The 22,030-nt window shown below is 32.7% G+C and carries 22 protein-coding genes and 1 pseudogene; 19 read left to right on the forward strand and 4 right to left on the reverse strand.

The annotated features are described in order from the left end of the window. Positions 1-168 precede the first annotated feature (168 nt). The 5 genes and pseudogenes from glmS to LG295_RS04355 all read left to right on the forward strand — a co-directional run bounded on the left by glmS (position 169) and on the right by LG295_RS04355 (position 5,370). The gene (glmS, locus tag LG295_RS04335) at positions 169-1,974 is read left to right on the forward strand and encodes a glutamine--fructose-6-phosphate transaminase (isomerizing) (RefSeq protein WP_325999691.1); all 1,806 of its coding nucleotides are present in this window, start codon (positions 169-171) and stop codon (positions 1,972-1,974) included. 175 nt (positions 1,975-2,149) lie between these two features. Then, positions 2,150-3,136 carry a BtrH N-terminal domain-containing protein gene (locus LG295_RS04340; protein WP_325999690.1) on the forward strand — a complete coding sequence of 329 codons (987 nt, stop codon included), beginning with the start codon at positions 2,150-2,152 and terminating at the stop codon, positions 3,134-3,136. Positions 3,137-3,254: 118 nt separating this feature from the next. Continuing rightward, positions 3,255-3,610: pseudogene (locus tag LG295_RS04345) on the forward strand (DUF2200 domain-containing protein). A 55-nt stretch (positions 3,611-3,665) separates the two neighbouring features. Continuing rightward, positions 3,666-4,448, forward strand: coding sequence for an ABC transporter ATP-binding protein (locus LG295_RS04350; RefSeq protein ID WP_404476510.1), 783 nt, complete (start codon positions 3,666-3,668; stop codon positions 4,446-4,448). 67 nt (positions 4,449-4,515) lie between these two features. Then, positions 4,516-5,370: an HAD family hydrolase gene (locus tag LG295_RS04355; RefSeq protein ID WP_325999688.1), complete on the forward strand. Its 855-nt coding sequence runs from the start codon at positions 4,516-4,518 to the stop codon at positions 5,368-5,370. A 105-nt stretch (positions 5,371-5,475) separates the two neighbouring features. On the opposite strand, the gene LG295_RS04360 is transcribed toward LG295_RS04355, so the two are convergent. Next, on the reverse strand, positions 5,476-6,573 hold the full coding sequence (locus LG295_RS04360) for a hypothetical protein (RefSeq protein WP_318832716.1): 1,098 nt from the start codon (positions 6,571-6,573) through the stop codon (positions 5,476-5,478). A 131-nt stretch (positions 6,574-6,704) separates the two neighbouring features. On the opposite strand from LG295_RS04360, the gene LG295_RS04365 reads away from it, so the two are divergent. Next, positions 6,705-7,436: a metallophosphoesterase family protein gene (locus tag LG295_RS04365; RefSeq protein WP_325999687.1), complete on the forward strand. Its 732-nt coding sequence runs from the start codon at positions 6,705-6,707 to the stop codon at positions 7,434-7,436. 118 nt (positions 7,437-7,554) lie between these two features. Here LG295_RS04365 and czrB read toward each other — a convergent pair whose 3' ends face one another. Together czrB and LG295_RS04375 are read right to left on the reverse strand one after the other, a co-directional pair. Further along, positions 7,555-8,520 (reverse strand): CDF family zinc efflux transporter CzrB, encoded by a 966-nt coding sequence (czrB, locus tag LG295_RS04370; RefSeq protein ID WP_107558831.1) that lies wholly within the window; start codon positions 8,518-8,520, stop codon positions 7,555-7,557. 20 nt (positions 8,521-8,540) lie between these two features. Then, positions 8,541-8,840: a helix-turn-helix transcriptional regulator gene (locus LG295_RS04375; protein WP_017722050.1), complete on the reverse strand. Its 300-nt coding sequence runs from the start codon at positions 8,838-8,840 to the stop codon at positions 8,541-8,543. A gap of 158 nt (positions 8,841-8,998) precedes the next feature. Here LG295_RS04375 and LG295_RS04380 point away from each other — a divergent pair, with 158 nt between their 5' ends. The 9 genes from LG295_RS04380 (at position 8,999) to LG295_RS04420 (ending at position 17,329) form a co-directional block, all read left to right on the forward strand. Next, positions 8,999-9,655: an SDR family oxidoreductase gene (locus LG295_RS04380; RefSeq protein ID WP_325999686.1), complete on the forward strand. Its 657-nt coding sequence runs from the start codon at positions 8,999-9,001 to the stop codon at positions 9,653-9,655. Positions 9,656-9,895: 240 nt separating this feature from the next. Continuing rightward, positions 9,896-10,591 carry a FadR/GntR family transcriptional regulator gene (locus tag LG295_RS04385; RefSeq protein WP_107530972.1) on the forward strand — a complete coding sequence of 232 codons (696 nt, stop codon included), beginning with the start codon at positions 9,896-9,898 and terminating at the stop codon, positions 10,589-10,591. A gap of 573 nt (positions 10,592-11,164) precedes the next feature. Continuing rightward, positions 11,165-12,103: a type I phosphomannose isomerase catalytic subunit gene (locus tag LG295_RS04390; RefSeq protein WP_107530973.1), complete on the forward strand. Its 939-nt coding sequence runs from the start codon at positions 11,165-11,167 to the stop codon at positions 12,101-12,103. A gap of 18 nt (positions 12,104-12,121) precedes the next feature. Next, positions 12,122-12,358 (forward strand): hypothetical protein, encoded by a 237-nt coding sequence (locus LG295_RS04395; RefSeq protein ID WP_404476515.1) that lies wholly within the window; start codon positions 12,122-12,124, stop codon positions 12,356-12,358. Positions 12,359-12,637: 279 nt separating this feature from the next. Then, entirely contained in the window at positions 12,638-13,618 is a 981-nt protein-coding gene (locus tag LG295_RS04400) for a YeiH family protein (RefSeq protein ID WP_318832717.1), read from the forward strand. A 71-nt stretch (positions 13,619-13,689) separates the two neighbouring features. Continuing rightward, positions 13,690-15,057 carry an EVE domain-containing protein gene (locus LG295_RS04405; RefSeq protein ID WP_107530976.1) on the forward strand — a complete coding sequence of 456 codons (1,368 nt, stop codon included), beginning with the start codon at positions 13,690-13,692 and terminating at the stop codon, positions 15,055-15,057. A gap of 362 nt (positions 15,058-15,419) precedes the next feature. Beyond that, positions 15,420-15,803, forward strand: a complete 384-nt coding sequence (locus LG295_RS04410) for a DUF393 domain-containing protein (RefSeq protein WP_107530977.1) — start codon at positions 15,420-15,422, stop codon at positions 15,801-15,803. 33 nt (positions 15,804-15,836) lie between these two features. After that, positions 15,837-16,700, forward strand: a complete 864-nt coding sequence (rbsK, locus tag LG295_RS04415) for a ribokinase (RefSeq protein WP_404476520.1) — start codon at positions 15,837-15,839, stop codon at positions 16,698-16,700. 179 nt (positions 16,701-16,879) lie between these two features. Next, a complete protein-coding gene (locus LG295_RS04420) occupies positions 16,880-17,329 on the forward strand; it encodes a Dps family protein (protein WP_107530979.1) in 450 nt (149 codons plus the stop codon). Between the two features lie 152 nt (positions 17,330-17,481). Here LG295_RS04420 and deoD read toward each other — a convergent pair whose 3' ends face one another. After that, on the reverse strand, positions 17,482-18,192 hold the full coding sequence (gene deoD / locus LG295_RS04425; protein WP_039069099.1) for a purine-nucleoside phosphorylase: 711 nt from the start codon (positions 18,190-18,192) through the stop codon (positions 17,482-17,484). Between the two features lie 174 nt (positions 18,193-18,366). Here deoD and deoC point away from each other — a divergent pair, with 174 nt between their 5' ends. The 4 genes from deoC (at position 18,367) to LG295_RS04445 (ending at position 21,946) form a co-directional block, all read left to right on the forward strand. Continuing rightward, the gene (gene deoC / locus LG295_RS04430) at positions 18,367-19,029 is read left to right on the forward strand and encodes a deoxyribose-phosphate aldolase (RefSeq protein ID WP_107530980.1); all 663 of its coding nucleotides are present in this window, start codon (positions 18,367-18,369) and stop codon (positions 19,027-19,029) included. Between the two features lie 66 nt (positions 19,030-19,095). After that, positions 19,096-20,397 (forward strand): pyrimidine-nucleoside phosphorylase, encoded by a 1,302-nt coding sequence (locus tag LG295_RS04435; RefSeq protein ID WP_107530981.1) that lies wholly within the window; start codon positions 19,096-19,098, stop codon positions 20,395-20,397. Between the two features lie 11 nt (positions 20,398-20,408). Continuing rightward, a complete protein-coding gene (gene deoB, locus LG295_RS04440) occupies positions 20,409-21,596 on the forward strand; it encodes a phosphopentomutase (protein WP_107530982.1) in 1,188 nt (395 codons plus the stop codon). Beyond that, positions 21,593-21,946, forward strand: a complete 354-nt coding sequence (locus LG295_RS04445) for a hypothetical protein (RefSeq protein WP_107530983.1) — start codon at positions 21,593-21,595, stop codon at positions 21,944-21,946. The genes deoB and LG295_RS04445 overlap by 4 nt, the downstream gene beginning before the upstream one ends. The last annotated feature ends 84 nt before the right edge of the window (positions 21,947-22,030 follow it).

Below are 22,030 nucleotides of genomic sequence, written 5' to 3' on the forward strand. Positions count from 1 at the left end.
ATTATTATAAGGTAATCGAGGTAACCATTATTATTAGAAGACCTAGTACTATTGATTTAAATAGGGATTAGTCTGTCCATAAGGGTTCTAAATACATTGAACAAGTTCATATGCGCTATTCGCTAGACGTTCAATTATCTCATTGCCATTACATTGGAGGAAATTTATATGTGTGGAATTGTCGGCTATATTGGTCAAGATAATGCGAAAGAGTTATTATTAAAAGGATTAGAAAAATTAGAATACAGAGGTTATGACTCAGCAGGTGTTGCAATCGTTAATAATGAGGGCACATCAGTATTCAAATCAAAAGGTCGTATTGCAGAATTAAGAAAAGTTGCAGATGGCGAAGATACTGACGGTAATGTAGGTATTGGTCATACACGTTGGGCAACACATGGTGTACCTAATCATGAAAACTCACACCCACATCAGTCTGCAACTGAACGCTTTACATTAGTTCATAATGGAGTAATTGAAAACTATGAAGAACTAAAAAATGAATACTTAAGTGACATTACTTTCATTTCAGAGACAGATACAGAAGTTATCGTACAATTAATTGAATATTTTTCAAATACTGGTCTAACTAGTGAAGAAGCATTCACAAAAGTTGTATCGTTATTAGATGGTTCTTATGCTTTAGGACTGATTGATAATGAAGATAGAGATACCATTTATGTCGCTAAAAACAAATCACCGTTATTAATTGGTGTTGGTGATGGTTTCAATGTAATTGCGTCAGATGCAATTGCAATGTTACAAGCTACTAATCGTTATAAAGAAATTCATGACCATGAAATTGTTATAGTTAAACGTGATGAAGTAATCATTAAAGATCAAGATGGCAATGTTCAAGAAAGAGAAGCTTATACAGCACAAATTGATGCAGCTGATGCGGAAAAAGGCGTATACGATCACTATATGTTAAAAGAAATTCATGAACAACCAGCAGTTATGCGTCGTATCATTCAAGAGTACCAAGACGAAGAAGGTAACTTGAAGATGGATCCAGAAGTGATTAAAGATGTAGCTGAAGCTGATCGTATTTATATCATCGCAGCAGGTACAAGTTATCACGCTGGGCTTGTGGGTAAAGAGTTCATTGAAAAATGGGCTGGTGTACCTACAGAAGTACATGTTTCTTCAGAGTTTGTATATAATACACCGTTACTTTCTGAAAAACCATTATTCATCTATATTTCTCAATCAGGGGAAACAGCAGACAGTCGTGCAGTATTAGTTGAAACAAATCGTTTAGGACATAAGTCTTTAACTATCACTAACGTGCCAGGTTCTACGTTATCACGTGAATCTAATCATACGTTACTGTTACATGCCGGCCCTGAAATTGCAGTAGCTTCTACAAAAGCTTATACAGCACAAATTGCAGTATTATCGATTCTGTCACAAATCGTTGCGAGAGAACATGGCAGAGATGTAGAAGTAAGTTTATTACGTGAATTAGCAAAAGTTACAACTGCTATCGAGTCAATTGTTGACGATGCAGATATTATGGAACAAATTGCGACTGATTTCTTAAGAACTACACGTAATGCATTCTTTATTGGTCGTACAGGGGACTATAATGTAAGTTTAGAAGGCGCATTAAAACTTAAAGAAATTTCATATATCCAAGCTGAAGGTTTTGCTGGTGGAGAATTGAAACACGGCACAATTGCATTAATTGAAGAGGGTACTCCTATTATTGCGTTAGCTACGCAAGAAAAAGTAAACTTATCTATCCGTGGTAACGTAAAAGAGGTCGTTGCACGTGGTGCAAATCCATGTATTATTTCAATGGATGGATTGAATAAAGATGGTGATTCATATGTCATTCCTCACGTACATGAATTATTAACACCACTTGTTTCAGTAGTAGCATTACAGTTAATTTCATATTATGCTGCATTGCACAGAGACTTAGATGTAGATAAACCACGTAACTTAGCAAAATCAGTTACAGTTGAATAAACCAATCTAAATTAAATGTGGCAAACTTCATACTTTGTCATGAATATAAGGACTTATCACTAGCATTTATCGCTATTGATAAGTCTTTTTTAATTTATAAGTTTTATCAAAGGGCTTTATATTAGTACATCCATTTAATTGTTAACATATCATTTGTCGAAAGGGGAGAATTGAAATGAAAGAAAATAATATAAATTATTTTATAGGTGAGCATTGTGAAACAACGGCAACTGGAACGTTACTAAAGTTTATAAATATAGAGTTGTCAGAACCGATGTTATTTGGTATTGGAGAAGGTCTTGGCTATATTTATTGGGATATGAAAAATATGGCATTCCCTTTTCTTGGCGGGCGTATTAAACCAGGTTATTTAACAAAAAACATCGTAAAAAATTTAAATTTAGAAATCCATATAGAAGAAACTACATCAATTAAAAAGGCATGGCAAAATGTCAAACAGGCAATTGATACTGGCCAGCCAGTTGGTTTGAAATTAGATAGTTATTATTTAGATTATTTTTCTAGCAAAGTGCATTTCGCAGGTCATTATGTAGCAATGTATGATTATGATGATTTATACGCCTATTTAATTGATACGAAACAACAGGGGAGTAATGTTAAAACAACGCTAAATAGTATAGAACAAGCTAGGAATGCTAAAGGGCCAATGTCTTCTAAGAACCTTTCATATACAATTAAGCAAGTGACATCAATGCCTGATATGAGAACAGTCGTTTTAACAGCTATACAAAATAATGCGAAAGATTATTTAAATCCGCCAATAAAGAATATAGGATATAAGGGAATAAAAAAGACAAGTGAAAAGGTGAAAACCTGGTTTGAAAGAAGTACTAACATTGAAGCTGATTTATTACTTATAGCTAATTTAATGGAAAATGGGGGAACTGGTGGTGCATTGTTTAGGAAAATGTACAAATCATTTTTGAAAGAAGCACAGTTATTGATTGAAGATGAAGCTTTGACTCGAGCCTATCATATGTTTACAGATATAGTAGTAAACTGGGAAAATGTTATTGAATTAATAAAAAAGGCAGGATTAACACAAAACAAGACATTTTTAAATGAAGCTTCGACGATACTAGATAAACTAGCAGAACAAGAATATGAAACAATGAACTTATTATTAAAAATTAAAAATTAATATGAGTAGCAATTATTTGAAAATGATGAGAATCAAAATATTTTTAAACATGTTAAGTCTTTATTATTCTAAATAAGACAGTATATGATTGTATATAGTTAAAGGGAGGAATGTATTGATGACAAAGCCTAAAATTTATACAATGTCGTTTGCTTCGATATATCCACATTTAATAAAAAAGTTGAGAAAAAAGGTAGAACAAAAGAGGAAGTGGATGAAGTCATTCATTGGATGACAGGTTATTCGCATACTCAAATCAATCAATTAATTAAAGATGGTACGGATTATGAAACTTTCATTAATCAGTCACCAAAATTAAATCCAAATAGAACTAAGGTAACAGGTGTGATTTGTGGTATTCGTATTGAAGAAATGGAAAATTCAATAATGAAAGAAATTAGGTATTTAGATAAAATGATTGATGAATTAGCAAAAGGAAAATCTTTGAATAAAATATTTAGAAACGACGTTTAACATACTAACATAGAAAATTGCTAGTATAAGATCACGTATCAGAGAGGAGAATTATATGCTTATTGATTTAAAAAATATTGCACGCAGAAAACAGGGGAAAGAAATAATTAAAAATATAAGTTGGCGTATCAACGAGGGTGAAAAATGGATGCTTTATGGGCTTAATGGTGCAGGGAAAACTACATTGCTTAATATCTTAAATGCTTATGAACCAAATACGTCTGGGGAATTAACACTTTTTGGCATGCAACCTGGTAAAATTGGGTATTCGGCAGACGAAGTGCGCAATCAGATTGGCTTTGTGTCTAGTAGTTTAATGGAACGTTTTCAAGATGGAGAAATCGTACGGGATGTAGTAATTAGTGGAATCTTTAAATCGATTGGTATTTTTAAAGAAGTAGAAGACCACCATATTGAAATGGCACGTCATTATTTAACACAGATGGGTATGAGTGAATTTGAATCACAGTATTACGGTTATTTATCCACAGGTGAACGTCAAAAAGTACTTATTGCTCGAGCGTTGATGGGGAACCCTAAGTTACTTATCTTAGATGAACCTGCTTCAGGATTAGATTTTATTGCTCGTGAAGATTTGTTAGACGCACTTGAACAATTATATCAACGGCAACCTGAATTATCAGTTATATATGTTACGCACTTTGTTGAAGAAATTACAAAAGATATACAAAAAGGATTTTTATTAAAAGATGGTACGTGTTATAAACAAGGTGAAATAAAAAATGTATTAAATAGCGATACATTGAGTGATTTTTTTAATCGTAAGGTGAATGTGTTACATCAAAATGAACGTTATTCATTATTTTTAAAGCGTTAGTATATTGCTTAAAACTTTAGATAGTGACATAATTTAAAATGAGAATATGTGATGGAGGCTTTTATAAATGAAAAATGTTAAAGCGATATTTTTAGATATGGATGGTACAATTTTACATAAAGACAACCAAGTTGATATGGAAACGACAGCAGTAATACATCAATTAAGGGCAAACGGATATAAAGTCTTTTTGGCTACTGGACGTGCTCATAATGAAATTCATCACTTAGTCCCATCATCATTTGAAGTAGATGGCATTATTAGTTCAAATGGTACATTAGGAATGATTAATGAGGAAAAGTTGTTTACGCATAGCTTATCGTTTACTACTGTCAATGACATTGTGAAACGTGCCCAACAACAAGAGATTTATTACGAAGTTTTTCCATTTGAGGGTAATCGTATTGTGCTTAAAGAAGATCAATCATGGGCAATTGCACTATTTAAAGCAGAAACACCTCCAGGTAATGTAGGCGTCTCAGAATGGACTTCTAGGAAAGCGTCACTTAAAGACAAAGTAGATTGGGCAACGACAATTCCTGAAACGACGTTTTCAAAAATATATCTATTTTCACCAAATTATGACAAAATAACAAACTTCCGTAATCAGTTGATTGAAGAACAACAAAATTTAAAAATTAGTGTTTCCAATTCATCTCGTTATAATGCAGAGACGATGGCTTATCAAATTGATAAAGGTACAGGTATTAAAGAAATGATAGAACATTTTGGTATCAAACAAGAAGAGACGCTAGTTATGGGTGATAGTGATAATGATCGAGCGATGTTTGCTTTTGGTCATTATACGGTAGCTATGAAAAATGCTAGGCCAGAAATTAAAGCGCTGACTATGGATGTGACAGCATATACAAATGAAGAAAATGGTGCAGCACAGTACTTAAAAGAACACTTTTTAAAGTAAAAGTTTTTAATATATTTAGCCTAGTTATTCATGTAAATAAATTTTAAAGACAAAAAGAAAGCCAGACATTAAAATGTCTGGCTTTCTTTAATTTTGTATGAAAAGTTACTTATCAGATTGATTTAAATTGTTTTTTAAATTTTTTGTTTCATCATTTGCTTTATCTTGAAGTTGATCTGATTTTTGGTCTATATTTGATTTTACTTTTTCAGTAGTATTAGTTACGCTACTATTTACTTTTGAATCTTGATTATCTGTAATATTTGCATTCTTTTTCTTATCTTTTTTTGCTTTATTATCATTCGTTGGTTCGCCATTACGGTTATAATATTGAACGATAGCTAGTATATTTGTATAGTAAACAGCTAATCTAACAATGATAACAATAATATGAACAATATAAATTAAAATCGTAGCCATATTTTGAGAAATACCACCAGTTAAGATGGAAATCAATTGACTAACTGGGCTAGCTAAGATAATAACAATTAAGTTTAATAGTAATAAACCAATGTAGAATTTAAACCATGTTTTTTGGCCATTTTTAATACCTTTAAATCCGCGTTTCACGGAATTCCATGCACCATTTTTAGGCTCTTTAATAAATGCTACAGTATAGTTAATGATAATTATAACTAACAGCCAATAAATAAATGATTTAATGAAAAGCGTTAAAGTCCCGGCAATTATTTGAAACGCTAGTGAATATCCAAGCGCGTGATCTGAATTGCTGAGTGGACCTTGTATTGCTTGGTACAATTGAATGATTCCTAATTGAAGTAATTGCGCAATTAATTCTCCTAACACCAATCCGATAATGATGAACAATACCGTAATTAATGAAAGTTTTATTGCTTTTAGATACTTACCTTTTGCGAACACTGAAAATAAATCTTTAAAATTAACCTTGTCTTTATTTAATGCTTTGTCTATAGTGTAGATAGTTCCAGCAATTAATGGATAGCCTACAAATAAAAATACTAGGATAGGTACAAGTATTGCAAGGACGATTCCAAATATTGGACCAACCACAGATTGTTGCATAGCCATTGACATCATTAACTTATAAATAGCTGGTTGTAATGGCATAAACGTTAAAATAGTTAAAGCGAGTAATATTATAAAACTTACGATTGTAAACAGTAATACTTTAGCATTTTGGGGTTTTGCATTTTGTAATGCTAATTTATGAAAATTAAACAAATTTTAAGCACTCCTTTTTCGTCATAAGCATACGATATCAAAAATTTGAAGATTTTAAAATAAATAGGTAACAAAATCGATATAAAATGTTAAAATGTCCTAATGAGAAAAAGTTGAAAGGAGATATCATCATGAAATTTGCAATTATAACTGATGTTCATGGTAATTTTGATGCATTAGAAACTGTTTTGGATGATATTGATAGAAGAGAAGATATCAATAAAATATTTAATCTAGGTGATAATATTGGTGTTGGACATGAAACGAATAAAGTGCTTGATGAAATCTTTGATAGAGATGATATGGAAATCATTGCAGGTAATCATGATGAAGCGGTAATGTCAATTGTAAACGGTACACCTTATCCTGAAGACTTAAAAGATAAATTCTATGAACATCATCAATGGATAGAGAGTCATTTAGATGAAGATTACTATGACAGATTAAATGAGTTACCTCGTGTTATTGAGAAAACATTTTGTCATAAGAAAGTATTATTTATTCATTACGAAATTCCTAATGATCAATTAAATACGCCAATCGATGGGCAACCATACAGCCCAATTGTTGAACCAAACGAAGAGAACATGAAAGCACTTTTTGAAGATAAAGATGCCAATTTAATTGTCTTCGGTCATAATCATACGGTGCATTTATTTGATGATAAATCAACAGTTTATTTCAATCCTGGTTCTGTTGGTTTAAATAATGGCGCGTATGCAGTTTATGGAATCGTAACGGTAGATGAAAATGAATTTTCATTTGAACGTGTGAAAGTGCCATACGATAATGAAGAATTTATTAGAGGATTCGATGAGAAGCAAGTTCCTGCCAAAAAACTTATTTTTGATAAATTTTTATAATTACGATTATAAAAAAGCTGATAGTTATATCCTAAGTATGCATTCCTTAAAGTCTTAACTTTGAAAGGAAAGATAACTTATGGAAACTATCAGCTTTTTATTGTTATACGATTAATAATTAATGGCTATGGGCATGATGATGAGACTTTGATGTATCATGTGCTGAACAAAGCGTGTCATTATCATGTTTGTGGTTTATAGTTTCTAATTGGATAGTCATGTGCTGAATGTTCAGATGTTGAAGTTTGTGTTCTAGTTTATCTAGTAAATTTTCACACTGTTCAACAGACATATCGCTAGGAACGACAGCATGACAACTTAATGCATTCATTTCATTAGAAATAGTCCATATATGACAGTCATGTACATTTTCAATTTCATTTTCTTCAGTAATTGTAGAAATCACTTCATTCATATTAACATCAGATGGTGTACCCTCCATTAATATATTCAAGGAAGATTTTGTTATACCTAAGCTACTTTTTATTATAAGGATAGAGACGATAATACTTGCGATAGGGTCTGCAATCGTTAGATTTAAAGTCCATATGAGTATAGCAGCGATGATTGCGCCTACGGAACCTAATAAATCACCCATAACATGTAGGAAGGCGCCACGCATATTAATATTATTGGAAGTGTCGCCGCCTTTAAACATAAATAAAGCGACAATGACATTAACAATAAGTCCAATTACACTTATTACGAACATTTCTGTTGACTTAACGTCTTCCGGATTAAAGAAACGACCAATTGCTTCTACTATGATAACGACACCGATAATAAAGAGTGTTACACCATTAAATAATGCAGCTAAAATCTCAAATCTTTTATATCCAAAAGTTTTACTTTTGGTAGCATTTTTTTCAGCATAGATAAAAGCGACCAAGGCTACGCCTAAAGATATTGTATCGCTAAACATGTGCAAACCATCAGATAATAGCGCCAAACTATTTGATACAAAGCCTCCAATAATTTCTACAATCATAAAGATTCCAATAATTAGAAAACTGATGAGTAATATTTTTTTATTATTTGTGTGTACATGACCATGTGCATGATTGTGACCGTGATGTTCAGACATATTGAGTGTCCACCTTTCAATTATTGTTTATGACTAGCATGATGAATTGCTTGTTTAAGTAATGTTGTAACATGTGTATCGTCGATGGTATAAATCATAGATTGGCCATCTCGATTTCCTTTTACCAAATGCGCTTGTTTAAGTATGCGTAATTGATGAGAGACGTTAGATTGGCTTAAATCTAATACATGCGCAATATGACCCACGCTACTTTCTCCTTGGATTAATAAATGCATTATACGTAGACGATTGCCATCACTCAGCGCCTTGAAGATATCAGTTACTTGCTCAATCGTTTGTTCGTTAAATGATTCTTCCAAAATGAAGCCCTCATTTCTAATGATTAATTTTAATATATGAATATATGTTCATATATTAATGTATTTTTTAGAAATTGTCAAAGGCAAACAGATTTCGTTTCAAAATAAAGTAAAAGTGGTAAAGTCTAATTAATAATTTTTTAAGGAGGCTATAAAATATGAGTACATTAGTTATTGGAGCAAACGGTGGCGTAGGCCAATATTTAGTTAAACAATTAAAAGAGCGTGGTGAGTCATTTACAGCAGGTGTTAGAAAAGAATCTCAAGTTGAAGCATTAGCCTCAGAAGGTGTTGAAGCAATTTTAATCGATGTTGAAGCAGATGATATTGATACTTTAACAGAAAAAATTAACGGCTTTGATAAAGTTGTATTTTCAGTTGGTTCTGGTGGTAGCACAGGTGCAGACAAGACAATTAGTGTTGATTTAGATGGTGCAATTAAATCGATTAAAGCGAGTGAGGCCAATAATGTTAAACAATATGTAATGGTCTCAACTTACGATTCAAGAAGACAAGCATTTGATGCAAGTGGTGATTTGAAGCCTTACACGATTGCTAAACACTACGCTGATGAGTATTTAAAACAAGCAGATATTGGTTATACGATTGTACACCCTGGTGGCTTAACAGATGATCCTGCCAAAGATAAAATAGAAGTTGGTGCATTCTTCGAAGGTAGAGGAACAATTCCTCGTGAAGATGTAGCTGCTGTTATTAGAGAAGTATTAACTAGTGATAATCTGTTAAATACAGAATTCCAAATTATTAGTGGGGATACCTCCATACCTGAAGCATTAGCAGATTTTAGTAAATAATTAAGACTCAAATATATAGGTAACTGAAAGATATCCAAAGTATTTTTAAAATAAAAAGAAGCGACTATTGGATGATTGTTAAAGGTACTGATTACAATCTTAATAGCTTTTTATAGCGTGGGTTAATGAAATCTTATGATAAAAGATTAGGTTTCATTAGCAAACGCTTTTTTTATAGCCATTTTATAGTATATATTAGCGAAAATTTGATACAATGATAGATATCGTTTGGAGGTAATTATGAGAATTTCAAACACGAAAATCTATGAGCAAGTCGCAGATATTATTTTAGAGCAAATTAAAGCAGGCGATTACCAAGTGGGGGACAAATTGCCTTCTATCCAAAAACTTGGAAAGCAGTATGGCGTGAGCGTAGCTTCGGTAAGAGAGGCATTAAATGCTTTAAGAACAATTGGAATTATAGAAATGAAACAAGGTTATGGCACATTTATTAAACAGACAGAGCCTACCTTTTTTGAACTTGGTGACAAATTCACGTCGCTAAGTCAAATCAAAGAATTATTAGAGTTACGTGAAATTGTTGAAAGTGCTACTGTAGAAAAAGCAGCTTTATATCGAACTGAAGAAAATTTGGTAGAGCTGAAGCAAGCACTAGTTGAAATGGGACGAGCTGTAACAGATGGTACTTCGGGTGAAGAAGCAGACCTAGAGTTTCATCTCTCAATTGCGAAAGCTGCCCAAAATACATTATTAGTAGAGTTATTAAATAATATTTCAGAACTAATGCGAAATTCTATGGAAGAAACAAGGAAGATTTTTATTTATAGTAAACAAAAAACTATGAATAAATTGTTAGAGGAACATGAGGTGATATATCAAGCCATTTTACAGCAAAATGATGTTAAAGCTGTAGATGCGATGCGCGCACACCTGTTAGAAGTTAAGGAAACTATATTGGCTAATTTCAAAGAATAACCGTATATAGGGTGTATAATAAATAACTCTCAAATGATTACGATAAAATCCATTTAATATTGTAAATAAAAAAGGTAGTATATCCAAATAAATTTGGATAAAATAAAAGCCCAAACTTTTCCGAAGTTTGGACTTTATCGCAAATTAACTGTGTTGAAAAAGTAATCAACAATTTCAACTAAATCATAATTAATACATTACCTTATATGTAAAAAAAAAACAGATAGAGTACATTGCTGTAACTCTACAGTTAATTATAAAATCAATTACAGCTAATTAGCAAGTATTAATTGATTAAAAATTAGTAAGATAAAATAACTGTTCAATAAAATGTCATAAAATGTCATTGAACAAAATATAATAGGCTATCGATTTTTACAAAGCATTGATATAATTAAAAGTGGATCTAAAGTACTAGCATTGTGATTTAAGCGTTTATTCAAGTGGGATGAATGTGATACAATCACAATGGTTCTGAAAATTTTGAAATGATACGCGTATGACAATCATGCAAAAGTATATGAGATAAATATAATAATTAAATTACAACTTAAGAATTTGGAGGTGTGATGTATGCCGTTATTTTTAAAGCCAGTATTTCATGAGAAAATTTGGGGTGGCAATCGTTTAAAAGATTATGGATATGATTTACCCAGCGATTATGTAGGAGAAGTATGGGGGATATCAGCACATCCAAATGGTAAGTGTGAAATACTGAATGGCCCATATCAAGGGCAAACTTTGGATCAAGTTTGGAGCGAGCATCGAGAGTTATTCGGTGACTTTCCAAGTCAAGAGTTTCCACTGATGACCAAAATTGTAGATGCAAGAGAATCATTATCGGTTCATGTTCATCCAGATGATGCCTATGCATATGAAAATGAAAAAGGGCAATATGGTAAATCAGAATGTTGGTATATTATTGATGCTGAAGAAGGCTCAGAAATCATCTACGGATTAAATACAGAATCAAAAGACCTTGCAATAGATAAAATTGACGAAGAAGATTACGAAGCATTGTTAAATAAGGTGAAAGTTAAGCCGGGTGAGTTTTATTTTATACCTGCCGGAACAATCCATTCTATAGGAGAAGGTATACTTGTTTATGAAACAATGCAATCTTCAGATGTTACATACCGGGTGTATGATTATGAACGCGCGTACGATACTGGTGATAAACGTGTGTTAAATAAAGATAAAGCTAAAGACGTTATTGAACTTTCTAATGATAATATTAATATACCGACAGATACAGAAATTATCGAAAATCATAAAAGAACCCAACTCGTGTCTAGTGACTTTTTTACCATTGTAAAATGGAAAATTTCTGGAACTTTAAATTATATGAAACCGAGAGAGTTCGTATTAGTTTCTGTACTTAAAGGTGAAGGTCAAGTCATTATAGATGGTGAGGTATATACCTTAGATCAAGGACAGAATTTCATCTTAACTTCAGATGATTTAGATACTATATTTGAAGGAGATTATGAATTAATTGTAAGTTATCTATAGTTAAAATAGTGGGAGAGTATGAGTGTGTATAAATTTTTATATGTTTCCTTAATTTGTGGCCTGTTAGCTGGTGCTGGCACGTTTCTGAAATTTCCTGTGTTTCCCTCAATGGCTTTTCCAATTATAATTGGTGCGCTTGGCATTATTTCAGCATTAATCACGCTTCCAGATAAAGAGATAAGTGGTATGTTGAAATTTGGTGGTGTATTAATTAATTTGATGCCTATAATGGGGGCGCTAACTTTAGCGCAATGATTTGTGAATTTGAGGCTGAGACATAATTAATGTCTCAGCCTCAAATATGATGTCATAAATATTTAGATAACATAGATTAGTTACAAAGTATATTTTAAAGTAACAGATTAGAATTGTTATGCAAGTCACGAAATCAGTGATATGACACCAAGACTAAAAGGTAATCTGACTTTCTGACATCTTATATAAACTGTTAAAATTTACTGAATCCATGTAAACTTTCAAAGTTTACAGATGAATAAATATGTTAAAATAGAATTTAAATTGGGGGTGACAAGGTTGGATAAAGTAAGAGGGGTTGTTATGACATTGGTTATAGCGATGGTAGCAACAATCATGGGGAGTAAGTTTCCAATAATTGGAAGTGCTATTTTTGCTATAATAATAGGTATAATAATTAATAATGTAATTTTAATTCCCAAAAAATATCAAGCAGGTATCAAATTCAGCAGTAAGAAAATACTGCATTATAGTATTGTAGTGTTGGGATTTACACTAAGCTTTCAATCAATTGGTATCATTGGCTGGAAGTCATTGCCAATGATTATTGTTACATTATGTGCAGCGTTTGTAGCAGTATTCTTATTGATGAAGCTATTTAAAATAAATGAGCATCTTAGTATATTGATTGGTGTTGGTACAGCGATATGTGGTGGTTCTGCCATCGCAGCAACTAGCCCAGTTATTAAGGCGAAAGAAAGTGAAGTGGCTTTTGCAATTTCAACTATTTTTTTATTTAATTTATTAGCTGTTTTTATCTTTCCGCCTTTAGGTCACATGATGCATATGAGTCAAAGTACATTCGGCTATTTTGGCGGCACGGCAATTAATGATACTTCAAGTGTAATTGCTGCCACATCAAATTATGGTAAAACATCATTAGAAACTGGTGCAGTTGTAAAATTGACACGTACATTAATGATTATCCCAGTCGTATTATTTTTTACATATAGAACGATACGAAAAGAAAGAGAAGCACAGACTGATACATCAATTGCTAAAATATTCCCGTGGTTTATTGTATGGTTTGTTGTGGCTTCTTTAATTAGTACTATTTTCAATTTTTCACCTATGGTCATAAGCTTTTTCCAACAAGTAGCACTATTTTTAATTACAATGGCTATGGCAGGTATTGGTTTAAATGTTAACTTTAATCAATTTAAACAGGCTGGTTTTAAACCGGTATTACTTGGTTTAGCTACATGGATTGTAGTGATTGTTACAAGTTTGATAACAATGAAATTAGTTAACTTACTATAATGTTTGTTCTAAATGAATTTTTTGAATATAATAGGAAAAATAGAATTTTATATGAGATAAGGAGTATCTAAATGGTAGAGGAAACAAGTTATTTTTGGTTAAACTGCGGTTATAATCGCTGGAATCATAATGAACCAATGGTAGGGCAAACGACATTATTTGAATCAGGTGCACAATTTAATCCTTCACAAGGTTTCCGATCCTTTAAACAAGCTAAAGTAGGAGATCGAGTTGTCTTCTATCAAGTACAAATGGATACTGGCTTATTAGGTTTTGGGGAAATTACAAGTGTTCAAACTGGTGCGCAAAATAAAATTCGTGTTCATTTTCAGTTGCAAGAACAACTGAAGCCTTTAACGGCTGATTATTTAAAGAGAAGTGATCAATTAGAATTTAGAATGAGTAACATGAAAGAAACACTTTTTAATCAAATTACAAAAGAAGAATTTGAATTAATTGTAAGTTTAGGTAAAGGGGAAACTAAAATACCTAGATACTTTTTTGTATCAGAAGCACAAGATTTTGAACCTAATTCATATAATACAATTTACACACATACTTACAATGGTATTAAACGTAATGGCTACCATTTTTATACGCAACTTGAGATTGGAGATAAAATCGTTTTTTATAATAAAAAACGAGATCAATCTGTTATTGGTGTAGGAGAAGTCAGCAAGCATATATATGAAAAGGCGCCGATACCTGGTAGGACTAATAGTACCGCTATTGAAGTTTATTTTGAAAAAGAAATTGACCCTGTATCACTTGGTACATTGAACAAGCATCCTAAATTGAAAAATATTTACTTTTTACAAGAAAATGCCAAACAGGCAATTGCTAGCTTGTCTCAAGTACAATTTGAAGCAATTCTTGATATGAGTGCAAATGATGGTCTGAAATCACAATTTGAGTCTGTTCCTACTGAAAATATCATTGATAAAGCGCAAGAAGAATTAAAACCATTCATTTTGCTAGTCGTAGACAAGGGTGAAGGTCTAAAAGCAGCAGAAGACTTATTACAGAAGACTAACGCGAATCCCGTAATAACAACAGGACATCCTGACTTTAATGAAGATATGCTCTATGGTAAATATTTACCAAACGAGACAGGCGCACTATATTATAGAGAAGGATTTATTACTAATCTTATGCCTCGAAAAGATAAAAGTTATTTAGTGATCGATAACTTTAATCGAATTGATCCAGATGTATTTCAAGCTTACATTAATGTATTAGAAGGGTATGAAGTGACACTACCACGATATAATAAAGATGGAACAATGGTAAAATGGTCTAGAAAGAAAGATTCTTACTACCACTTTAATCCTAACTGGCATATTGTGGGTGTAACTTATGATAACTTAAATGATATTAAACAAAAATATACAGAACAATTTTTGAAGTACACTAGAATTGTGAAAGTGAACCAAGACTAGTGTAAACTAGTATCACAAATCACGAATGAGATACCATCAATATTTTAACCGTCTATGTGCATAAAAGCATGTTAATCGCTGTCTTTAAAACTTAAACATGATATTAACTATGATTCAATATCATGTTTAAGTTTTAGCTATTCACATATTTTTATCGAGGAAATGAGCTTACAATCGTCTTATTTATAGACGAGGTAAGCTTTTTTTATTGTGATTATCCATTTTATATATTGAATAATATATTATTTGTAGCCGGTAGCAGTATGATTTATTTTATGAAATTTAGGTTATAATAATGTTAGGAGAATTTTTAATTTATGAATAATTAACTATAAAGTTATATAATATAAGGAGTGTTAAATATGCCAATAGTTTATTACGATAGCAATTGTGTTTATTGTTATAATTATGCAATATGGCTGATACAAAATGGTTTGTCTAGACGCTATCAATTCGCATCATTACAAGGCGAAACAGCACAGAACCTATTATCAAACTATCCTGAAACGCAACAATATGATAGCGTTATATTACAAGAAGGGGATCATTTAGAATATAAATCAGATGCAATTACAACGCTGATCACATCATTGACTAATTATAAATGGATAGGGATACTATTGCATTTAACACCTAAATTGATTAGGGATTTAGGTTATCAATTATTTGCTGACAATAGAAACCATATGTGGAAAACACATTGGCATCAACCCAATGATTACGAAAAATCTTTTTTTATTGATTAATGAATTTTAACTGAAACTACGGAGGATACAGACATGGGAAAAATTATAGTGATAGGTAGCGCATCAATTGATTTGGTAGTACAAACAGAAATCTTACCTGAAGCGGGAGAAACTGTGATGGGGAAATCATTTTTTACTAATCCAGGAGGTAAAGGTGCAAATCAGGCAGTCGCAGCAGCTCGATTAAGTAATGAAGTTTATATGATAGGTGCTGTCGGTGACGATGATAATGGCAAACAAATACTATCAAATTTAGAACAGAATAATGTTAATACAACTTATATGGATATTATCGAAAATGAGAAATCTGGTACCGCACACATTACTTTATTTGATGATGATAACCGTATCATTGTAGTACCAGCGTCAAATAATTATGTAACAGCAGAAAGGGTTCTACCAAAACTTGAAAATTTTAGTGCAGGAGACATTATTGTAATGCAACACGAAATACCTGAATCAACGATAAAAGATGTTGTTGATTATGCTATTGACCATGATATGAAAGTGATATTAAATCCAGCACCCTATCGAAAATTGCATAACACAATAATTGAAAAAGTAACGTGGCTGACACCGAATGAGACTGAAAGTGAATTACTATTCGATAATCAAGTGGATGATGCATTAAAGGCACACCCACACAAATTGATTGTTACTAAAGGTGCTTCTGGTGCAATGTATTATAGTGATTCTCAACAATTAGTAGAGGGATACAAAAAGCAAGTAGTTGATACCACAGGTGCAGGCGATACATTTAATGGTGCATTAGCAGTTGCACTAATTGAGAATAAACCATTAGAACAAGCAGTTGCTTTTGCTAATTTAGCAGGCAGTTATTCAGTGACTGGATTAGGAGCTCAAGGTGCAATGCCATACAGAAAAGACCTAGAATAAACGCTACCTTATTGGTATAATAGAAGTGGATGTTCAAACTAGATGCAGATTAAAATAATTCTAATTTATTAGCTTATACCTCTTTACAGATTGTAATTATTATTATATAATATTTATTGTAATCAAGGATTTGTGTCGTTTCTTATGACGATAATGAATTTTAAAAGGAGAGATTTTTTATGGCAAAAAGTAATGAAGAAGTAGTAAAAGTATTAAATCAACAAGTAGCAAACTGGACAGTAGCATTCACCAAATTACACAATTTTCATTGGTACGTAAAAGGGCCTAATTTCTTCTCACTACACACTAAATTTGAAGAATTATATGATGAAGCAAGCCAATACATTGATGATTTAGCTGAACGAATTTTAGCAGCAGGCGGTAATCCTGTAGCAACTTTAAAAGAAAGTTTAGAGCTTTCAATTATCGAAGAAGCTGGCAAAGGTTATAAAGCTGAAGAAATGGTTGAAGTGCTTTCGAAAGACTTCGATAATGTATCAAAACAGTTAGAGCAAGCAATTGAAGTTGCTTCAAATGCAGAAGATGATGTTACTGAAGATATGTTCATTGGTATGCAAACAAACATTGATAAACATAACTGGATGTTAAAATCATATTTAGGTAGATAATCTATTCAGGCTAAAATATAAATAAATATAAAAAGAAGCTTTTCAGACATTTGGTGTACTGAGAAGCTTCTTTTTATTTATCTCAAAAAATTAAAAGCTATACTGTAAATGGTCTATGACAGCATAGCTTAAAGGGATGGTCTAATATTGAATTATTCTGCGATTTCTAATGCAATTTCCATCATTTGAGTAAATGAGTTTTGACGTTCTTCAGCTGTTGTAGCTTCATCGCGTAAGATATGATCACTTACAGTGAAGATACCTAAGGCCTTTTTGTTTGCATATGTGGCATTTAAATATAATGCTGCTGATTCCATTTCAATACCTAAGACACCCATACGTTGCCATCTCTCATTGAATGTTTCGTCAGCATTATAAAATGTGTCAGATGAAAGGATATTACCAACATGTGTTGTTGCACCAATATCATCTGCTTTTTGTTTTGCTTTTAATATTAAGTCGAAGTCTGCCAACGGTGCAAAGTGGCCAGGAATATTATATTGCTCAACATAACTAGAATTTGTTGAAGCACCTTGAGCAATAATAACGTCATAAAGGTTTACATTTTCTTGTAATGCACCACAAGAGCCGATGCGAATAATCGTTTCAACATCAAAGAAATTATAAAGTTCATAAGAATAGATACCAATACTTGGTACGCCCATTCCAGAGCCCATTACTGATACTTCTTTACCATTGTATGTACCTGTATAGCCGAACATATTACGTACTTCGTTAAACTGTTCAACATTTTCTAAATAGTTATCAGCAATATATTTTGCTCGAAGCGGATCGCCTGGCATTAATACAGTTTTAGCGATTTTAGTCCCATTAGGTTGAATATGAGGTGTTGCTTTTGTCATAGTCATCTTCTCCTTTAAATTCTTTATCAAATTAAAGATAACATTTGTTTATTATTTTTGCTAATTTTTGTAATATAGAGATAAAGAAAAGTTATTTATTAAGGATATGTTATTAATTTTGCTTTATAATTATGAGTGGTATGAAAACATATAGATAATTTAGGAGGATTTAATATGAATTACGCAAAATATATAGATCACACATTACTTAAACCTGAGTCTACGAGAGCTCAAATTGATAAAATTATTGAGGAAGCTAAATCATTTAACTTTAAATCAGTTTGTATCAATCCTACACATGTTAAATATGCTGCAGAACAACTTAAAGGTTCGGATGTATTAGTATGTACGGTTATTGGATTTCCTTTAGGCGCATCTACAACAGAAACAAAGATGTTTGAAGTTGAAGATGCGATTAAAAATGGTGCGTCTGAAGTAGATATGGTCATCAATATTGGTGCATTAAAAGACGGTCGTTTTGATGAAGTTCAAAAAGATATAGAAGGTGTAGTTGGCGCTGCTAATGGAAAAACAGTTAAAGTTATTATTGAGACATGCTTGTTAACAGATGAAGAGAAAGTTAAAGCATCAGAATTAAGCAAAGCAGCAGGTGCTGATTTTGTTAAAACTTCAACAGGTTTTGCAGGTGGAGGTGCTACTCCAGAAGATGTAAAATTAATGAAAGATACCGTAGGAGAAGACTTAGAAGTTAAGGCTTCTGGTGGTGTAAGAAACTTAGATGACTTTAATCAAATGCTTGAAGCTGGGGCTACACGTATTGGTGCAAGTGCTGGTGTTCAAATCGTTCAAGGTTTAGAAAGTAATTCTGACTATTAATTACTAATTAGACATCGGAATATCAATGTTTTTAACGTCTTTATTTGAAAAGGGAGGCCAACTCATATGAGAATGGTAGATATTATTGAAAAAAAACGTGATGGACAAGTATTGACTAAACAAGAGATTGAATACTTTATTGAGGAATATACCAATGGTAATATCCCAGATTATCAAGCATCAAGTTTAGCTATGGCGATATATTTTCAAGACATGAATGATGATGAACGTGCAGCATTAACAATGGCTATGGTAAATTCTGGCGATGTTATAGACTTATCTAATATCGATGGGATTAAAGTAGATAAGCATTCAACTGGTGGTGTGGGTGATACTACTACACTAGTATTAGCGCCTTTAGTAGCATCAGTAGGCGTACCTGTAGCTAAAATGAGTGGTCGTGGTTTAGGACATACAGGTGGAACAATTGATAAATTAGAATCTGTAGCAGGTTTCCATGTAGAAATCAGTGAAGATAAATTTATTAAATTAGTTAATGAAGCGAAAGTAGCAGTGATAGGTCAAACTGGTAACCTTACCCCAGCAGATAAAAAATTATATGGTCTTCGTGATGTTACAGGCACTGTAAATTCGATTCCATTAATTGCTTCATCAATCATGAGTAAAAAAATTGCTGCAGGTGCAGATGCCATTGTTTTAGATGTGAAAACAGGTAATGGTGCGTTTATGAAGACAATTGAAGAAGCTGAAGCGTTGGCGCATGCAATGGTTAGCATTGGTAACAATGTAGGTAGAAATACGATGGCTATCATTTCTGATATGGGTCAACCGTTAGGCAATGCCATTGGAAATGCTCTAGAAATTAAAGAAGCAATTGAAACTTTACAAGGTAAAGGTCCAAAAGATCTTACAGAATTAGTGATGACACTAGGCTCACAAATGGTCGTTGTAGGTGGTAAAGCTAAAGATTTAGACGAAGCACGTCAATTGTTAGAAAATGCAATTCAAAATGGTTCAGCATTAGAAACTTTTAGAACATTTTTAGAAAATCAAGATGGTGACGGTTCAGTTGTAGACGATGTTAAAAAATTACCACAAGCTAAATATCAAATTCAATTGCCATCACCAAAGACAGGGGTTGTAACTGAGATCGTTGCAAATGAGATAGGCGTTGCTTCGATGATGTTAGGTGCAGGTAGACAAACAAAAGAAGATGATATTGATTTAAGTGTCGGACTCGTATTGCATAAAAAAGTAGGAGACAAGGTGAATGAAGGAGAAGCACTATTAACCATTCATAGTAATAAAGAGCAAATTGATGACGTCAAAAACAAACTCAATCAAAATATTACGATAAGTCAAACTGGTACCGAACCGACATTGATTCATAAAATTATTACCGAATAGGAGTGAACGTCATGACTACACCATTCAAACGTGTCCATTTAATCGTTATGGACTCAGTTGGTATTGGAGAAGGACCTGATGCCAAAGCCTTTAATGATGAAGGCAGTCATACATTAAAACACACATTAGAAGGATTTAATCAAAACTTGCCTAACTTACAAAAGCTGGGTCTAGGTAACATTGACCCCTTGCCAATTATTGGACAAGAGTCACAACCACAAGCGTTTTATACTAAAATGAGTGAAGCATCAGTGGGAAAAGATACAATGACTGGTCATTGGGAAATTATGGGTCTAAATATAATGCAACCCTTCAAAGTATATCCAGAAGGCTTTCCTGAAGAACTCGTTAATGAAATAGAATCATTAACTGGTCGTAGAGTTGTGGCAAACCGTCCAGCCTCAGGAACGCAGATAATTGATGAGTGGGGAGAGCATCAAATGAAGACAGGTGATTTGATAGTATATACATCAGCAGATCCTGTGCTTCAAATTGCTGCGCATGAAGATATTATACCTTTAGAAGAGTTATACGATATCTGTGAGAAGGTTAGAGCGTTAACTAAAGATCCAAAATATTTGATAGGTAGAATTATTGCTAGACCTTATATAGGTGAGCCCGGTTCGTTTAAAAGAACTTCCAATAGACATGATTATGCCTTGAAACCCTTCGGCAAAACAGTTATGAATGAATTAAAAGATAACGGGTATGATGTGATTGCCCTAGGTAAAATCAACGATATCTTTGATGGAGAAGGCGTGACAGAATCAATTCGTACTAAAGATAATATGGATGGTATGGATAAATTAGTTGAAACAGTACAAAGAGACTTTAATGGTATGAGTTTCTTAAATCTTGTTGATTTCGATGCCCTATATGGCCATCGTCGTGATAAAGGTGGTTACGCACAAGCCCTTAAAGAGTTTGATGAACGTTTGCCAGAACTTATTGATCATTTGCAAGAAGACGACTTAGTGATTATTACAGCCGACCATGGCAATGATCCGACTGCAGATGGTACAGATCATACAAGAGAATTTGTACCAGTGTTGATGTTTAGTCCGAAAATTAAAGACTACCATGAATTAACAGTTGATAGCACATTCAGTTCTTTAGGTGCAACGATTGCTGATAACTTTGGTGTGAAATTACCAGAGTTTGGCAGAAGTTACTTAAAAGAAATGGGTGTTGAAAAGTGAATAAAATAACGAGAGTAAGTTTTGGCATTGTCTTTAGTATTGCTGGTATTTTGCATTTTAAAGACGAACAAAAATTTAGAGCAATCATACCAACTTATCTTCCATTTAGAAAGGCGGCAGTATTAATTACTGGTGTGTTTGAAGTGGTTTTTGGTTTGTTATTGCTGACTCGCAAACCTTCGTCATGCTTGAAAAAAGCTATCATTGCGTTTTTATGGGCTGTGTTTCCAGCTAATATTTATATGGCGCGTAATAATATTCCATTAGGCGGTAAAGAACTACCTAAGTGGGCATTGTATGGTAGACTGCCGCTACAATTTGTCATGATTAAAATGATAAGTAAACTATAAGCCATTAGTTTTAATAAATAGAAACGCTTCAAAGTGTGCATTAAAGAATGTCTGCTTCGAAGCGTTTTTACATAGAGATAAAAT

The sequence above is a fragment of the Staphylococcus pseudoxylosus genome, from assembly GCF_044794325.1.
Lineage (GTDB): Bacteria > Bacillota > Bacilli > Staphylococcales > Staphylococcaceae > Staphylococcus > Staphylococcus pseudoxylosus.

What these genes read in the sequence shown, in the direction of transcription:
- LG295_RS04420 (WP_107530979.1), top strand. Translation starts at nt 16,880, where the DNA reads ATGGCAAAAAGTAATGAAGAAGTAGTAAAAGTATTAAATCAACAAGTA.
- deoB (WP_107530982.1), top strand. Translation starts at nt 20,409, where the DNA reads ATGACTACACCATTCAAACGTGTCCATTTAATCGTTATGGACTCAGTT.
- LG295_RS04395 (WP_404476515.1), top strand. Translation starts at nt 12,122, where the DNA reads ATGAGTGTGTATAAATTTTTATATGTTTCCTTAATTTGTGGCCTGTTA.
- glmS (WP_325999691.1), top strand. Translation starts at nt 169, where the DNA reads ATGTGTGGAATTGTCGGCTATATTGGTCAAGATAATGCGAAAGAGTTA.
- LG295_RS04380 (WP_325999686.1), top strand. Translation starts at nt 8,999, where the DNA reads ATGAGTACATTAGTTATTGGAGCAAACGGTGGCGTAGGCCAATATTTA.
- LG295_RS04405 (WP_107530976.1), top strand. Translation starts at nt 13,690, where the DNA reads ATGGTAGAGGAAACAAGTTATTTTTGGTTAAACTGCGGTTATAATCGC.
- LG295_RS04385 (WP_107530972.1), top strand. Translation starts at nt 9,896, where the DNA reads ATGAGAATTTCAAACACGAAAATCTATGAGCAAGTCGCAGATATTATT.
- LG295_RS04390 (WP_107530973.1), top strand. Translation starts at nt 11,165, where the DNA reads ATGCCGTTATTTTTAAAGCCAGTATTTCATGAGAAAATTTGGGGTGGC.
- LG295_RS04340 (WP_325999690.1), top strand. Translation starts at nt 2,150, where the DNA reads ATGAAAGAAAATAATATAAATTATTTTATAGGTGAGCATTGTGAAACA.
- rbsK (WP_404476520.1), top strand. Translation starts at nt 15,837, where the DNA reads ATGGGAAAAATTATAGTGATAGGTAGCGCATCAATTGATTTGGTAGTA.
- LG295_RS04365 (WP_325999687.1), top strand. Translation starts at nt 6,705, where the DNA reads ATGAAATTTGCAATTATAACTGATGTTCATGGTAATTTTGATGCATTA.
- LG295_RS04410 (WP_107530977.1), top strand. Translation starts at nt 15,420, where the DNA reads ATGCCAATAGTTTATTACGATAGCAATTGTGTTTATTGTTATAATTAT.
- deoD (WP_039069099.1), bottom strand. Translation starts at nt 18,192, where the DNA reads ATGACAAAAGCAACACCTCATATTCAACCTAATGGGACTAAAATCGCT.
- czrB (WP_107558831.1), bottom strand. Translation starts at nt 8,520, where the DNA reads ATGTCTGAACATCACGGTCACAATCATGCACATGGTCATGTACACACA.
- LG295_RS04355 (WP_325999688.1), top strand. Translation starts at nt 4,516, where the DNA reads ATGAAAAATGTTAAAGCGATATTTTTAGATATGGATGGTACAATTTTA.
- deoC (WP_107530980.1), top strand. Translation starts at nt 18,367, where the DNA reads ATGAATTACGCAAAATATATAGATCACACATTACTTAAACCTGAGTCT.
- LG295_RS04350 (WP_404476510.1), top strand. Translation starts at nt 3,666, where the DNA reads ATGCTTATTGATTTAAAAAATATTGCACGCAGAAAACAGGGGAAAGAA.
- LG295_RS04435 (WP_107530981.1), top strand. Translation starts at nt 19,096, where the DNA reads ATGAGAATGGTAGATATTATTGAAAAAAAACGTGATGGACAAGTATTG.